General features: G+C 65.1%; 13 protein-coding genes. All 13 read right to left on the bottom strand.

Annotation, left to right across the window (positions count from 1 at the left end; all coding sequences use genetic code 11):
* Positions 1–1,191: an O-succinylhomoserine sulfhydrylase gene (locus ACTHL0_RS14740; protein ID WP_440567553.1), complete on the bottom strand. Its 1,191-nt coding sequence runs from the start codon at positions 1,189–1,191 to the stop codon at positions 1–3.
* An 11-nt stretch (positions 1,192–1,202) separates the two neighbouring features.
* Positions 1,203–2,750 carry an amidophosphoribosyltransferase gene (gene purF / locus ACTHL0_RS14745; RefSeq protein WP_440541207.1) on the bottom strand — a complete coding sequence of 516 codons (1,548 nt, stop codon included), beginning with the start codon at positions 2,748–2,750 and terminating at the stop codon, positions 1,203–1,205.
* A gap of 58 nt (positions 2,751–2,808) precedes the next feature.
* Positions 2,809–3,303 (bottom strand): CvpA family protein, encoded by a 495-nt coding sequence (locus ACTHL0_RS14750; protein ID WP_440535778.1) that lies wholly within the window; start codon positions 3,301–3,303, stop codon positions 2,809–2,811.
* A 7-nt stretch (positions 3,304–3,310) separates the two neighbouring features.
* Positions 3,311–4,210 (bottom strand): SPOR domain-containing protein, encoded by a 900-nt coding sequence (locus ACTHL0_RS14755; protein WP_440535779.1) that lies wholly within the window; start codon positions 4,208–4,210, stop codon positions 3,311–3,313.
* Between the two features lie 46 nt (positions 4,211–4,256).
* Complete coding sequence (gene folC, locus ACTHL0_RS14760; RefSeq protein ID WP_440567554.1) at positions 4,257–5,567, bottom strand: bifunctional tetrahydrofolate synthase/dihydrofolate synthase; 1,311 nt, start codon at positions 5,565–5,567, stop codon at positions 4,257–4,259.
* Positions 5,568–5,613: 46 nt separating this feature from the next.
* The gene (gene accD / locus ACTHL0_RS14765; protein ID WP_440567555.1) at positions 5,614–6,486 is read right to left on the bottom strand and encodes an acetyl-CoA carboxylase, carboxyltransferase subunit beta; all 873 of its coding nucleotides are present in this window, start codon (positions 6,484–6,486) and stop codon (positions 5,614–5,616) included.
* Between the two features lie 174 nt (positions 6,487–6,660).
* Positions 6,661–7,461, bottom strand: coding sequence for a tryptophan synthase subunit alpha (gene trpA / locus ACTHL0_RS14770; RefSeq protein WP_440567556.1), 801 nt, complete (start codon positions 7,459–7,461; stop codon positions 6,661–6,663).
* A 44-nt stretch (positions 7,462–7,505) separates the two neighbouring features.
* On the bottom strand, positions 7,506–8,366 hold the full coding sequence (locus ACTHL0_RS14775; RefSeq protein ID WP_440567557.1) for a DNA-methyltransferase: 861 nt from the start codon (positions 8,364–8,366) through the stop codon (positions 7,506–7,508).
* A 20-nt stretch (positions 8,367–8,386) separates the two neighbouring features.
* Positions 8,387–9,580 (bottom strand): tryptophan synthase subunit beta, encoded by a 1,194-nt coding sequence (gene trpB / locus ACTHL0_RS14780; protein ID WP_440567558.1) that lies wholly within the window; start codon positions 9,578–9,580, stop codon positions 8,387–8,389.
* A 62-nt stretch (positions 9,581–9,642) separates the two neighbouring features.
* Positions 9,643–10,338 carry a phosphoribosylanthranilate isomerase gene (locus ACTHL0_RS14785; RefSeq protein ID WP_440567559.1) on the bottom strand — a complete coding sequence of 232 codons (696 nt, stop codon included), beginning with the start codon at positions 10,336–10,338 and terminating at the stop codon, positions 9,643–9,645.
* A 4-nt stretch (positions 10,339–10,342) separates the two neighbouring features.
* Positions 10,343–11,140 carry a tRNA pseudouridine(38-40) synthase TruA gene (gene truA / locus ACTHL0_RS14790; protein WP_440567560.1) on the bottom strand — a complete coding sequence of 266 codons (798 nt, stop codon included), beginning with the start codon at positions 11,138–11,140 and terminating at the stop codon, positions 10,343–10,345.
* Between the two features lie 16 nt (positions 11,141–11,156).
* The gene (locus tag ACTHL0_RS14795) at positions 11,157–13,805 is read right to left on the bottom strand and encodes a FimV/HubP family polar landmark protein (RefSeq protein ID WP_440567561.1); all 2,649 of its coding nucleotides are present in this window, start codon (positions 13,803–13,805) and stop codon (positions 11,157–11,159) included.
* Positions 13,806–14,031: 226 nt separating this feature from the next.
* On the bottom strand, positions 14,032–15,153 hold the full coding sequence (gene asd / locus ACTHL0_RS14800) for an aspartate-semialdehyde dehydrogenase (protein ID WP_440567562.1): 1,122 nt from the start codon (positions 15,151–15,153) through the stop codon (positions 14,032–14,034).
* Between the last annotated feature and the right edge of the window lie 44 nt (positions 15,154–15,197).

Here is a 15,197-nt window from a genome sequence, read left to right on the forward strand (position 1 = left end):
CTACCCCTCCAACCCCCGCCCCAAATCCGCGCAGATATCGCGCGCATCCTCGAGCCCTACGGCCACGCGAAGCAGCGCCTCGGTAATCCCGGCTGCCGCACGCGCCTCGGGCGTGATCCGGCTGTGCGTCGTCGTGGCCGGATGGGTGATCGTCGTGCGCGTGTCGCCCAAATTGGCCGTGATCGAGCACAGCTTCGTCCCGTCGATGACACGCCACGCGTTGGCACGTTGCGCTTCCGGTGTGTCGCCCACCACCTCGAACGCGAGCACCGAACCGCCCGAGCGTTGTTGCCGCCGCGCCAGTTCGTACTGCGGATGCGATTCGAGCCCCGGGTAGTACACACGCTTGACGGCAGGATGCGCTTCGAGCCACCGCGCAACGGTCAGCGAACTCGCCGAATGACGCTCGGCACGCAGAGCCAACGTCTCGAGCCCCTTCAGCAGCACCCAGGCGTTGAACGCCGACAACGTCGGCCCCGTCGTGCGCACGAACGGAAACACCTTCTCCATGATGAACCTGCGCGTGCCGACGAGCGCCCCACCCAACACACGCCCTTGACCATCGATGAGCTTCGTCGCCGAATGCATGACGACGTCGGCCCCCAGCTTCAACGGCTGCTGCACAGCCGGGCTGCAAAACGAATTGTCGACGACGAAAATAGCGCCGGCCGCCTTTGCAATTTTGCCGATGGCTTCGATGTCGCACAGCTCGGTCAACGGATTGGACGGCGTCTCCACGAAAAATAGCTTCGTTTCGGGACGCACCGCTTGCTGCCACGCATCGAGGTCGTTCGGATCGACATAGGTCGTGCTGATGCCGAAGCGGGAGAGGATCTGCGAGAACAGGCCGAGCGTCGAGCCGAACAACGCACGCGAGCTGACGATGTGATCGCCGGCTTGCATCGCGGCCATCACGACGGAAAGAATCGCGCTCATGCCCGATGCCGTGGCAATGCAGGCCTCGCCGCCCTCGAGCGCGGCCAAGCGCTCCTGGAACATCGTGACCGTCGGGTTCGTGAAGCGCGAATACGTGTAGTAGTCCTCGGAATGCTTGAACCGCTCGGCCGCCTCCGCGGCGCTGTTGAAGCAAAAGCTCGACGTCAGAAAGAGCGCTTCCGAGTGCTCGTTGTAGTCCGTTCGCACGGTACCGGAGCGCACGGCGAGCGTATCGAAGTTCAAAGAGTCGTCCATATGCTCGCCACTCACTCGACCGACAACTGCAAATGCAGTTGTGAACGCGTCACGCTGCCGTCGACGACGTCGCCTGCCGAATCGCGCTCGAGCTGCGATTGCGGCGAAAGCCGCGCGCGCTCGATCGCATCGAGGTACTGCGACGTGATATCGCCGGTGATGTAGTCGCCATCGAAGCACGACGCTTCGAAGCGCGTCAGCGCCGGGTTGATGTCGCTGACGGCTTGCTTGAGCGCGCCAACGTCCTGATAGACGAGGTGATCGGCGCCGATGATCTTCGCGACCTCTTCGTCCGAGCGGCCGTGGGCAACGAGCTCGCTGCGCGTCGGCATATCGATGCCGTAGACGTTCGGATACTTTACGGGCGGCGCAGCCGACGCGAAGATGACGCTCTTCGCGCCCGCGTCGCGCGCCATCTGCACGATCTCGTGCGAGGTCGTGCCGCGCACGATCGAATCGTCGACGATCAGCACGTTCCTGTCCTTGAACTCGATCGCCATCGCGTTCAGCTTCTGACGCACGGATTTCTTGCGTACCGCCTGGCCCGGCATGATGAACGTGCGGCCCACGTAGCGGTTCTTGAAGAACCCTTCACGATATTCGACGCCGAGCTTCGACGCTACCTGCATCGCCGCCGGACGCGATGAATCGGGAATCGGCATGACCACGTCGATCGGCACGCCGGGCAGCACGCGCTTGATCTTCTCGGCCAGATAGTCGCCCATGCGCAGGCGGACGTTATAGACGGACACGCCATCGAGCACCGAGTCGGGACGCGCGAGATAGACGTATTCGAAGATGCAGGGATTCAGGCTCGGCTTGTCGGCACACTGCTGGCTGTGCAGATTGCCCTCGTTGTCGATGAAGATCGCTTCGCCCGGTGCCACGTCGCGAACGAAATCGAAACCGATGCCCTCGACGGCAACCGATTCCGACGCCACGATCCACTCGACGCCTTGTGCCGTTTCCTGCTTGCCGATGCAAAGGGGGCGAATGCCGAACGGATCGCGAAACGCCAGCAAGCCATAGCCCGCGATCAGCGAGACGATCGCGTACGAGCCGCGCACGCGGCGATGCACGCCGGCCACGGCCTTGAACACCGTGGCGGGATCGAGTTGCAGGCCCGAGCTCGCCAATTGCATTTCGTGAGCCAGCACGTTGAGCAGCACCTCGGTATCCGAGTTCGTGTTCACGTGGCGGCGGTCGATGCGGAACATCTCGTCTTTCAGTTGCTGCCAGTTCGTGAGATTGCCGTTATGCGCGAGGATGATGCCGAACGGCGCGTTCACGTAGAACGGCTGCGCTTCTTCTGCGCTCGACGCCGAGCCGGCCGTCGGGTACCGCACTTGACCAATGCCGGCCGTGCCGGGCAGGCTGCGCATGTTGCGCGTGCGGAACACGTCGCGCACCATGCCGTTCGCCTTGTACATGTGGAAGGTGCTGCCGTTCGCCGTTGCGATGCCGGCTGCGTCCTGGCCACGATGCTGCAACAGCAAGAGGCTGTCATAGATCAGTTGATTGACCGGGGAATGGGAGACTACGCCTACGATACCGCACATGGCAGGGTCCTTCAAAGATACGAAAACTTAAGCGCCGGCCACGCGGCCGGCACTAGCGTCACACGCGAACGTACGCGGCGAGCGCCGGGGGTAGCAGGGGCTTCAACTCGCGCACGCCTTGCTCGGCATAGGGCCGCAGCAGCGCCTTGCGCCAAAATTCTTGCTTCGGCAATTGCGTCAGCCCCGCCAGCGCTACCAGCAGCAGGACGAACACCGCACCGCGCACGATGCCGAACAGCAAGCCGAGCGAGCGATCCACGCCGCCGAGACCGCTCACGGCTACGAGCCGCGCGATCAAGGCATTGGCAACACTCGCCACGAGCACCACGCCGATCATGATCACCGCAAATGCCAAGAGCCATTGCGTGAGCGCGCCGCCGGGCCAGTCGCTTGGAATATAGGGCACCAGGAGCTGTACGTAGTGGCAGGCAACAAAAAAAGCCACGACCCAGCCGATCAATCCGAATATTTCCGACAACAAGCCGCGCCACGCGCCGCGCAGTGCCGATAAACCGATGACGGCAAGCGCCGCGTAATCGAATGCGGTCAGCATCGGGCCGTCACTGCGCCGCGTTGCCGGTATTCGCCGTCAAGCCGGCGTCGCGCACTTTCGCGATCGCAGCCGAGGCAGCAGCGCGATCGGCGAAGGGCCCCGCGAGCAACCAGGCTCGCGTCTTGCCGTCCGCTTGCTTGCGATGTTCGACATAGGCCGGCACGCCCGCGGCTTTGAGCTTCGTTTCCCAGCCGCGCGCCCGCGCCTCGTCGGCGAATACGCCGAGCTGCAACGCGAACCGCGCGCCAGGCGGCGCAGCCGGTGTGCCCGAATCGGCCTGTGCCGGGCTCGGCGCGGGAACAGCCGTCGCGTTGCCGGCCTGAGCCTCGCTCGAACGCGCCGACGCGCCATCCGATTGCGCTTGCTTGGCCGACGTCGACTTCGATTCCGTTTGCTTCGATGAGGTTGGCGCAGTGGCTCCCGACGACGGTTGAGCCCCCTTGCCTTGCTTGACGGCGGCCCCAGCAGCGGGTGCCGGCGCCATGCCCGCTACCGCGGTACCCGAGCCGGCGGCCGTCTCGCTCGCATCGGCCCGATCGGGCGCAACGCCGGCCTGCGTGTCGTCATTGCTATCGTCGCTCACCCGCGACGGCACCGTTGCGGGACGGTTCGGAATATCGATAGCGATATCGTCGGTCACGGGTTTCGGGTGCGAATCCAGCACCATCGGGAGGATGACGATCGCCGCGACCACGAGCGCAATCGCGCCGACGAGCCGGCGGCGCGCACGCTGCTTTTCAGGCAGGGTCGGATCGAGCAGCATCGCGTCGGCATCGCGCGTGCGTTCGCTGCGGCGGGTACGCCGCGCCTCGCGCCCTTCGTGCGCCGCCCCGCTACGCGTGGATTGCGTAGCGGCGCTCCGCCGGCGCGGTGCGTCGTCTTTCTTGCCGAACGAGAAAAATCCCATGAATCGCTGAGTTCGAGGGGGCGGCCACGAGTCTGGCACGCATCGGTCAATGTTGCCGGGACTTACGGTAGGCCATCACGCCTGCGACCGTATAGAAACTGCCGAAAACAGCGATTCTATCATCCTCTGTCGCCCGGCTCAGTGCGTCTTGAAACGCTTCGGCGGGCGTGGCGAAACATTTGACGCTGCTGTCCGGGCCATCCTCGACGCCGGCTTCCCGCAAAATCTTTTCCAGATCTTCAGCGCGCGCGGCGCGCCCGAGCGGCAAGTCCGTCAAACACCAGTGATCGACTTCGCCCTTCAGATGCTGGACGACACCCGCGATGTCCTTGTCCCGCATCGCGCCGAACACGGCATAGGTGTAACGGAAAAAACCCATGCTGCCCAAATTTTGAGCAAGCACTGCTGCCGCGTGTGGGTTGTGCGCGACGTCGAGCACGACGGACGGCCGCCCCGGCAGCACTTGGAACCGCCCGGGAAGCTCGACGTTGGCGAGGCCGAGCCGCACGTCTTGCGCCGAGACGGGCAAGCGGTCACGCAACGCTTCAAGCGCGGCCAGCGCGGCCGAGGTATTGATGAGCTGGTTCGCGCCGCGCAGCGCCGGATAGGCGAGCGCCGAGCGCCGCATCGTGGGCCCGACATAGCTCCACTGCTGCCGCTCGCTGCCTGCCTGCCCTTCATATCGGAAATCCCGCCCGAACAACCACAGCGACGCGCCGATGGCCTGCGCATGATCGATGAGCGTCTGTGGCGCGGCAGGGTCCGCACAGATGGCCGGGCGGCCTGGACGGAAAATGCCTGCTTTCTCGTACGCGATTTTCTCGCGAGTATCGCCGAGATAGTCGGTATGGTCGATGTCGATGCTCGTCACCACCGCGCAATCCGCATCGATGATGTTCATGGCGTCGAGGCGCCCGCCGAGACCGACCTCGAGAATCACCGCATCGAGCGGAAGCGACGCATACAGATGAAGGATGGCGAGCGTCGTGAATTCGAAGTAAGTCAGCGAAACGGGCTCGGCCAGACTCGTGCGCGCCGCCTCGACTGCCTCGAAATGCTCGAGCAGTTCAGCATCGGTCGCGTTTCGCCCATTAATCCGCGCGCGCTCGTTGAATTCGAGCAAATGCGGGGACGTATGGCAGCCGACCCGATAGCCGGCGGCACGCAGAATCGATTCCAGCGTGGCGCAGGTCGAGCCCTTGCCGTTCGTTCCGCCCACCGTGATAACGGGACAATCGAACTTGAGCCCGAGCGCATCCTTCACCTTGCCGATGCGCGTGAGACCCATGTCGATGCCGACCGGATGCGCCGACTCGAGATGCGTGAGCCAGGCGTCGAGAGAAGAAAAAGTGGTCATCCGAAGCCGCGGGCCGTCCCGCGTTAAACAGCGTTGAACGTTTCGTTTAGGCGACGGCGTCCGCGGGTTGGCGCGTGAGCAATGCGATGAGCCGCGCCAATTCCTCGCGCAGCTTGCGGCGGTCGACGATCATGTCGATCGCGCCCTTTTGCAGCAGGAACTCGGCGCGCTGGAAGCCTTCAGGCAGCTTCTCGCGCACGGTCTGCTCGATCACCCGCGGGCCCGCAAAGCCAATCAGCGCCTTCGGCTCGGCAATCACGACATCACCCAGGAACGCAAAGCTCGCCGATACCCCGCCCATCGTCGGATCCGTCAGCACCGAGATGAACGGCAGCTTGGCGTCGGCCAGCTTGGTCAACATCGCGGTGGTCTTCGCCATTTGCATCAGCGAAAGCAGGCTTTCCTGCATGCGAGCGCCGCCGGACGCCGTGAAGCAAATGAACGGCACCTGCTGTTCAAGCGCATTTTGCGCGCCACGCGCGAAACGCTCACCCACAACCGATCCCATCGAACCGCCCATGAACGCGAATTCGAAACAGGACACGACCACCGGCAGCGTATGGATCGCGCCGCCCATGACCACCATTGCATCCGTTTCGCCCGTATCGTCCATCGCATCCTTGATGCGATCGGGGTACTTGCGGCTGTCTTTGAACTTCAGCGCGTCGACCGGGACGATTTCCTGGCCGATTTCATAGCGGCCTTCGGCGTCGAGCAAGCCGTCCAGGCGGGCGCGCGCCCCGATGCGCATGTGATGGCTGCATTTCGGACAAACGTGCAGATTCGCCTCGACGTCATTGCGGTACAGCACCGCCTCGCAAGCCGGACACTTGACCCATAGCCCCTCGGGGATGCCCTTGCGGCTTTTCGGGTCGGTCTGTTTGATCTTGGGCGGCAGCAGTTTGTCGAGCCAGCTCATCGTTGTTCCTTCATATGGTGTTGTTTCTTGCGCACAAGGCGCGGAGGTCTCTCGCCGTCAGACGCAATACACGCCGACACGCGCCGATATGCGCCGGGACTGGCCGCCAGCCGGCGAGCACCCGCGCGCTCGGCACCCCGCCTCAGGCTGCGGGGCCTCCGAGCGCGACCCGCATCAGGCGGCGTCGAGCGCCTGCCGAATCTCGGCGACGAAGCGCGTCAACTCAGCTACGGCATTCCCCGACGGCACTTCTTCGAGCAGTTGCACCAGACGGCTGCCGATGACGACGGCATCGGCCACGTTGGCCACCGCGCGCGCCGTGGAGGCGTCCCGAATACCGAATCCGACCCCAACAGGCAATCGCACTTGCGACTTGATCGCCGGGATTTTACTCGCGATGCTGGAAACGTCCAGATTTGCCGCTCCGGTCACCCCCTTGAGCGAGACGTAGTAGACATATCCGCTCGCCACTTTCCCAACGGCCGCGATCCGCTCGTCCGTCGATGTCGGCGCCAGCAGGAAGATCGGATCGATGCCGGCCGCGCGCAGCCGTGCGGCGAATTGCTCCGATTCCTCGGGCGGGTAATCCACCGTCAGCACCCCATCGACGCCGGCGTCCACCGCTGCCGCAGCGAACGCGTCGACACCCATCCGTTCGACCGGATTGGCATAGCCCATCAGGACGACCGGCGTGTCCGCATCCTGCTCGCGAAACCGCTTTACATCGGCGAGCACCTGCTTGAGCGTCACGCCATGGGCGAGCGCGCGTTCGGAGGAACGCTGAATCACGAGGCCATCGGCCATGGGATCCGAAAACGGCACGCCGAGCTCGATGACGTCGGCACCGCCGGCCACGAGGGCATGCATGAATTCGACCGTGCGGGCTGGATCCGGATAGCCCGCCGTGATGAACGGGATCAAGCCTTTCTTGTTCTGCGCGGCCAGTGCCGCGAATTTCTGTTCGATACGGGACATGGTGTCTTCTCTACCGATAAGTGCGATTTGCCGTGCCGGTTCGTTCAGGAAGCGACGGCGGGCGCGACGGACGGTATGCCGCTCAAAGCGGCCACGCGTTCTCGCGCGATCGCGCAGTAATTTTCATTGATCTCATAGCCGACGAATGCTCGCCCGTGCCGTGCGCAGGCCACCGCCGTCGTGCCGCTCCCCATGAACGGATCGAGTACGCGGCCACCGGGCGGACAGCTCGACAACACCATCCGCTCGACGATTTCCAGCGGCTTTTGCGTCGGATGATCGACCCGCTCGGCGTGTTGGCGATGCAGACGCGACACCGACCAGACGTCCTTCGGGTTGTAGCCGACTTCGAGCCACTTGCTGCCTTCGAACAGCTTGCGCGAACGCGCCTTTTTCGTCGCCGCGTCGTACGGAATCCGCACCGGATCAAGGTCGAAGTAATAATCCTTCGATACCGCGAAAAACCCGATGTTGTCGTGCACGGACGTGAAACGGCGTGTCGTGCCGCCCATGCTGGGCACGCGTCGGTCCCAGATGATCTCGTTGACCATCGTGAGCTTCGTCTTCAAGAACGAGAAGATTTCCGGCGCGTACTGCCAGGTGCAAAACACGTAGAGCGAACCGCTCGGCTTCAGCTTCGGAATCGCCAGATCGAGCCAACGACGTGTCCAGGCGAGAAAGTCCTCGCCCGAAAGCATGTCGGAATCGTTGCCGTAGTCCTTGCCGAGTCCATACGGCGGATCAGCGACGATCAGGTCGATCGAGCCATCGGGCAGCCCCTGCGCTTCCGCCAGAAAATCGCGGTTGTGCAACTCGACCGGCAGCCGGGGTGCGCTCGTGCTACCGAGCGCACCGCCCGCTGCCGCTGGCTGCGGCGCGTCGAATTCGTCGATGAGATCGCGCATTGCCGATTGCTGCCCGGCGCTCAGAGCGCGAGGCCCGAACGTTCGGCGACCGTATGCATATCCTTATCGCCGCGACCCGACAAATTGACGAGCAAGTGCGTGTCGCGCGACAGCGTCGGTGCGATCTTGGCCGCATACGCCAGCGCGTGACTCGATTCGAGCGCGGGGATAATGCCTTCGATCCGGCAGCAATCGTGGAACGCCTTGAGCGCTTCTTCATCGGTGATACCGACGTACTGCGCGCGCCCACTATCGTTCAGCCACGCATGCTCGGGGCCGACGCCCGGATAATCCAGGCCCGCCGAGATCGAATGGGTCTCGATGATCTGGCCGTTTTCGTCCTGGAGCAGATAGGTGCGATTGCCGTGCAGCACGCCGGGGCTGCCCCCGATGATCGACGCGGCGTGACGCCCCGTCTCGATCCCGTCGCCCGCGGCCTCGACGCCGATGAGCTTGACGGCCGTATCGTCGATATACGGATAGAAGATGCCCATCGCATTGGAGCCGCCGCCGACGCAGGCGATCACCATGTCGGGCTGACGCCCGGTGAGCTCGGGCATCTGCACGCGACATTCGTCGCCAATCACGCGCTGAAAATCCCGCACCATCATCGGATACGGATGCGGGCCGGCCACCGTCCCGATGATGTAGAACGTGCTTTCGACGTTCGTCACCCAATCGCGCATCGCTTCGTTCAAGGCATCCTTAAGCGTGCGCGAGCCCGATTCGACAGGCACCACCGTCGCGCCGAGCAGCTTCATGCGGTAGACGTTGGCCGCTTGCCGGCGCACGTCCTCGGCGCCCATATAAACGACGCACTCCATGCCGAAGCGCGCCGCAATCGTGGCGGTGGCCACGCCGTGCTGGCCGGCCCCCGTTTCCGCGATCACACGCGGCTTGCCCATGCGCTTGGCCAGCAGCGCTTGACCGATGACGTTGTTGACCTTGTGCGCGCCCGTATGATTGAGATCTTCCCGCTTGAGGAACACCTGCGCGCCGCCCAGCAGTTCGCTCCAACGCCTGGCGTGATAGATCGGCGACGGACGCCCGACAAAGTACTTGAGCTCGCGCTCGTACTCGGCGATGAAGTCGGGGTCTTGACTGAACTTCTCGTAGGAAATACGCAACTCGTCCAGGGCATGGACGAGCGTTTCGGCGACAAACGTGCCGCCGTACGGGCCGAAGTGGCCGCGTTGATCAGGAAGGTTGTACATGTCGTCACTCTTCGCAGCGGCGGCGAGGCGCGTATCCCTATGGCCGCGCCGCCTTGCCTTTGTCACCCGGCGTCCGCCTCGCGCACCGCGCGCACGAACGCCGCCATTCGGGCGGGATCCTTCACGCCCCTGGCGCCCGCTACTTCGATGCCGCTCGAGACATCGACCGCGTACGGGCGCACGCGCCGAATGGCGTCACCGACGTTTTGCGCGTTCAACCCACCACTCAAAACGGCCCGACGCGCGAGCTCTGCTGGAATAAGTGACCAATCGAATGTCTTCCCGCCGCCGCCATAGCCCTCGACGAGGGTATCGAAGAGCAAGCCGCCGGCTGTCGAATAGTTAAGGGCCGATTCTACCAAATCGGCGGGCTGTGTATCTGCCCCGATGCGCAGGGCGCGCAGCCATGGCAATCCCGCAATGCTGGCAAGCTGTTCGCACTGCGCCGGTGTCTCGTCGCCATGGAATTGCAGCATGGTGAGCGGCACGTTGCTCGTGACTTCCCCGATCCATGCCGCGGTGGGATTCACAAATAAGCCGACGACGGACACGAACGGCGGCAATGCGCCGGCGAGATCGATGGCCTCAGCCACGCCGACCGAGCGCGGGCTCGGCGGATAGAAGACGAGACCCACGGCGTCGGCGCCGAGCTCGACGGCCAGCTCGACATCGGCACGGCGCGATAAGCCGCACAGCTTGATGCGTGTACGCCCGGGAAGCGCACTGACGGCTGGCGAAACGGGAATAGCGCTTGTCATGAACTCATTCGCTCCAAATACCGCTCCAGGGCACGCTTCCGAGGGGCGCGGGCGGCACCGCAAAAGCCTCGGGGTAGGCGACATGGGCCAAATACAGGCCCTCGGGCATGAAAGTCGGTGCGGCGCGATCGCGATTGCGGCTCGCCAGGACATCCGCCATCCACGACACCGGATAGCGGCCCCGGCCCACGGCCACGAGGGAGCCCATCAGATTACGCACCATATGATGCAGGAACGCGTTCGCCCGAAAACGAAAATGAATCAGATCGCCGGCACGTCGAATATCGATTTGATAAAGGTGCTTGACCGGTGTCTTCGCCTGGCATTCCGACGAGCGAAACGCCGAAAAATCGTGCTCGCCGATCAAACACTGCGCCGCGGCACGCATGGCCTCCAGATCGACCGGCGTATGGATCCACCCGGCGCGGCCCGTCAGCATCGGCGAACGCACCGGATTGACGTACAGCACGTAGTAATAGGTGCGTTCGAAAGCGGAGAAACGAGCGTGAAAATCGTCGGGCATCCGCTTGGCCCACAGCACCGCTACCGACGATGGCAGAAAGGCATTCGTGCCGCGCACCCACGAGAAATCCTCTCGATCGAGATCCGTGTCGAAGTGCACGACTTGCCCCAGGCCATGCACACCGGTATCGGTGCGGCCGGCCACGATCGTGTGCAGCGGCTTGCAAGCGAAATCGGCGAGCGCACGCTCGAGCGCGTCCTGCACGGTCTTGCCGTGCGGCTGCGACTGCCAGCCGCAAAAAGCCGTGCCGTCGTATTGAACTCCGAGAGCGATGCGCATAGCCAAGGCAAGAGCGTCAGGAAAGCGGTGCAAGCGTCGCCAGCAACGCGCGCGCTTCGTCGTGAGTGGCCGCGTCGTTCGACTCGATCACCTCGTGAATCAGCGTGCGCGCCCCGCCGAGATCGCCGAGCTCGATGTACTCGGTGGCCAGGTCCAGCTTGTTGCGCGCGATTCGCGCCAGCTGCTCGGGCGTAAATTGCGGCACCGGCGCGCCGTCCTCGGAAGCACCCGCGGCCGCCTCCGCGTTCGGCAAATCGAGATCGAACGACAACTTGAGACGACCGACGGGGGCGGCGCCCAAGCCCGTGACCGCAGGCGGGGCAGGCAGTGTCGCGGGAGCCGCAGGCGCAGTGTGCTCGGCGTCTACCCTTTGGTCATCGTGCTCACCCGGCTCTGCCCGCTCGATCGGCTCCGCGGGTTCGCCCGCCGGCTGGCCGGGTGCACCGGCATGGGCCGTCGCGGCCGGTTCCACGGGGCGCCCCTCGGGTTCTGCAGGCGCTTCGTGCTCAGGCGCGGCGCCTGACGCTTGTGAGGGCTGAACCGCGCTTTCGGCGCCGGGGGCGACGCGGGGCGGCAAGCCCATCTCGAGGCCATCCAGCGCGGCCATCGCCTCGGGCGGCAGTGTTGGCTCGTCCTGCGGCGCAGCGGCGGCGTCTACCGCGCGCGCTTCCGGTTGGCCTTCGGGCGTGTGCGCGCCTGGAGCCTCTTCAGCCTCGGCGCGCTCCGCCGCCTGCGAAACATTCGTCTCGGGCGTTCCTTCGCTCAATGGCTCTGTTTGGGCCGCAGGCGCAGCCGGTGCCGTGACGTTGCTCGCAGGCGCCGGCTCGGCGGAGGCGGCCTCCGCGTGCGGCGTCGCGCTGGAAGAAGCCGTTTCGGCTGCGGGCGCAGCCGGCGGCACCTCGGCACCGTGCGGGGCAGCGGCTTCGCTGTCCACGGGGTGTTCGGGCTGCGGCGGTTCTACCGGAGCCGCTTCCGCGACCGGCGCAGACGGCGCAATCCCTTCCTCGTCCGGCGCCAACACCGCTTCGTCGGCCTCGCCGGCCTTCAGCGCATAGAGCGGATTGTCCGGATCGAGTTGACGCCCGATCGCCGAAACGTGTGTCCAATTCGGACCGCGACCGCCCGACAAGCGGTAGATGCGTTGAGCGATCTCGTCGAAACCTCGCACGTTCTGGTGCTCGGCGTAGTGCGCAGCCAGCCCCATCAGCGCCCGTTTGCTCGACGGCGTCCGGGCGAGAGTCGCCAGGAACTCCGCTTCGACCGGATCATTCGTCGCTGCCGCGGGAGAGGCCGCCTGCTCGGCCTGCGCGGCATCCTCGGCTCGCGGGCCCGACGCGGCGCCCTTCGACGAACCGCCGGCCGCGGCCACGGCGGGCGCGTTCGGCCGACGACGCCGGCCCAGTCCAAGTGCAATCAGCAAGACGAGCAGCGCCGCCACGACTGCGGCAGCAATGGCCGCGACGACCGGAACCTCGTTGCGCGCCAGGGTAACGCCGTAGCCGCCTACGCCGATGAACCGCTGATTGGCGGCTGCGGCGGCACGCGACGTTCCAGGCGCCGGGGCTGCGATACCGCCCGGGGCCGGCTTCGCGACAAAGCCCGATCCCGACGCGCCGACGGGCGCATTGGCCATGCCGTCCGTATGCGCCGCCGACGGCGCGCCGAATCCATGCCGCTGCAGTTCCATCAGCACACGGTTCTTCAGCGTGAGCAGTTGCTGGAGACTCGACACCTTCGGATGCGAGGCGGCAGCGGCCGGTGCCGCGCTGGAAGGCGTTGCGGCCACGAGCTTCGGCGCGCTGGCCTGAGCGGGCGCCGAGGCCACCTGAGCTGCCGAACCGCTTGCGGCCGTCGCGCTAACCGCGGAGGCCGCAGGCGCAGAAGCCGCGGAAGCCGTCACCGCACCGGACGCAGCAACGCCCGATGCAGCGGCCTCGCTCGCCGGCGCCTGCGCGGCGAGGCTCGCTGGCGTGGCAGGCGCAGGCTGGATGGCGCCGGACCATGCGTGACCGCCGCTCGCGCCACTCGGCGCGCTCGGCTGCGGATGAGGCGCAGCCGGGGAGGCGGTATTCGACGCGCCGCCTGCGGCCGGCGCGGCCGCTTTAGCCGAAGCCGAAGCCGAAGCCGAGGCGCCGGCAGCGGCACTGGCCGGCGACGGCGAGACGGCGGCGGAGGCCGATGCCGGCTTCGCCGCAGGCGCACCACTCGCCTTCGTCCCAGCAGCGGCGGCCTGCGATGCAGCTATCCCAGCCGGCGCCGCATTCACTGCGCTCGCCGACGATGCGGCAGGCGCGGCTTCTACTTTAGCCACCGCGCCGGTCGCGTCGAGTGGGGGAACGTTGAGCACGGCGCCGAGCTTCAGCAGACTCGGATCGCCACGCATGAATGCTGACGGGTTCGCATCGAAGATCGCTCGCGCGGCTCGGCCCAGCACGGCCTTGTCGTGCGATCCGGTGGCCGCCGCGGCGATATCCGCCAGCGATTGCCCGGGTTTGACTGCGACCTGTGTCGAAGCGGAAGCCGAAGCGGCCGAAGGCGTCGATGTTGTCGCGGAGGCGGCCGCCGCGGCCGCGTTTGCCGGTGCGGCCCCAGCAGGCGACGCGCAAACGAGCCAGGCGCAAGCGAGCGCAAGCGGGACGGCCCGGCGCGTCGAACGTGTTGTCATGAAAGTGTCACGCGCGTACAAGCGCGCCTCGATATGGCGTTTGGGATAGACCAAGATTCGCTGCGGCAATTAAAAAAGGCGTCGCGGCAAAGCGACGCCTTTTGGGTCCTATGCGTCATAGCCGCATAGTTTACGTGAGGAACCCGGGCAAGACCACTGTGCGGTATCGCGGGCAAGATCCAGCGCCTTGGCGGCATCGGCTCGCTCAGCTTCCCCACGCCGGGCTTTAGCGCTCCAGCAAGATACGCAGCATGCGGCGCAGCGGCTCGGCCGCACCCCACAAGAGCTGATCGCCAACCGTGAATGCCGACAGATATTCACCGCCCATCGCGAGCTTGCGCAGACGGCCGACCGGCACCGACAGCGTGCCCGTCACGACGGCGGGCGAAAGATCGCGCATCGAGGCTTCGCGCTCGTTCGGCACAACCTTCACCCAATCGTTGGCCGCCGCCAGGATGCCGTTGATCTCGTCGAGCGGCACGTCCTTCTTGAGCTTGATCGTCAGCGCTTGCGAATGGCAGCGCATCGCGCCGATACGCACGCACAGGCCATCGACGGGAATCGAGCCGGGTTGCCCCATGGCCGGATTGCCGAGAATCTTGTTCGCTTCGGCGCCGCCCTTCCATTCTTCCTTCGACATCCCGTTGCCAAGATCCTTGTCGATCCAGGGAATCAGCGAGCCGGCGAGCGGCACGCCGAAATGCTTCGTGGGCATCGCATCCGAATTCATCGTTTCGAGCACGCGCCGGTCGATGTCGAGGATGGCCGAGGACGGATCGGCCAGTTGTTCCTGGACCGCGCCATGCAGCGCACCCATCTGCGACAGCAGCTCGCGCATATTCTGCGCGCCCGCGCCCGATGCGGCCTGATAAGTCATGGCGGTGATCCAGTCGACGAGGTTCTCGTTGAACAAGCCGCCCAGCGCCATCAACATCAGGCTGACCGTGCAATTGCCGCCGATGAAGTTCTTCGTGCCGTTGACGAGCGCGCTCTTGATCACATCCAGGTTGACGGGATCGAGAATGATGACGGCGTCATCGGCCATACGCAGCGACGATGCCGCGTCGATCCAATAGCCGTTCCAGCCCGCGGCACGCAGCTTCGGGAACACGTCGTTCGTGTAATCGCCGCCTTGGCAGGTGATCACGACGTCGCACTTCTTCAGATCGTCGATGCTCGTAGCGTCTTTGAGCTTCGTCTCGTTCTTGGCGAACGACGGCGCGTTGCCGCCCACGTTGCTGGTGCTGAAAAACACCGGTTCGATGAGATCGAAATCGCCTTCCTGCTGCATGCGCTGCATCAGGACGCTGCCGACCATACCGCGCCAACCTACGAGACCTACGTTCATGACTAACCCTTGGAGTGGACGCTTCCCCGCAACCTTGCCCGGCG

The sequence above is a fragment of the Trinickia sp. genome (assembly GCF_051961175.1).
Classification (GTDB): domain Bacteria; phylum Pseudomonadota; class Gammaproteobacteria; order Burkholderiales; family Burkholderiaceae; genus Trinickia.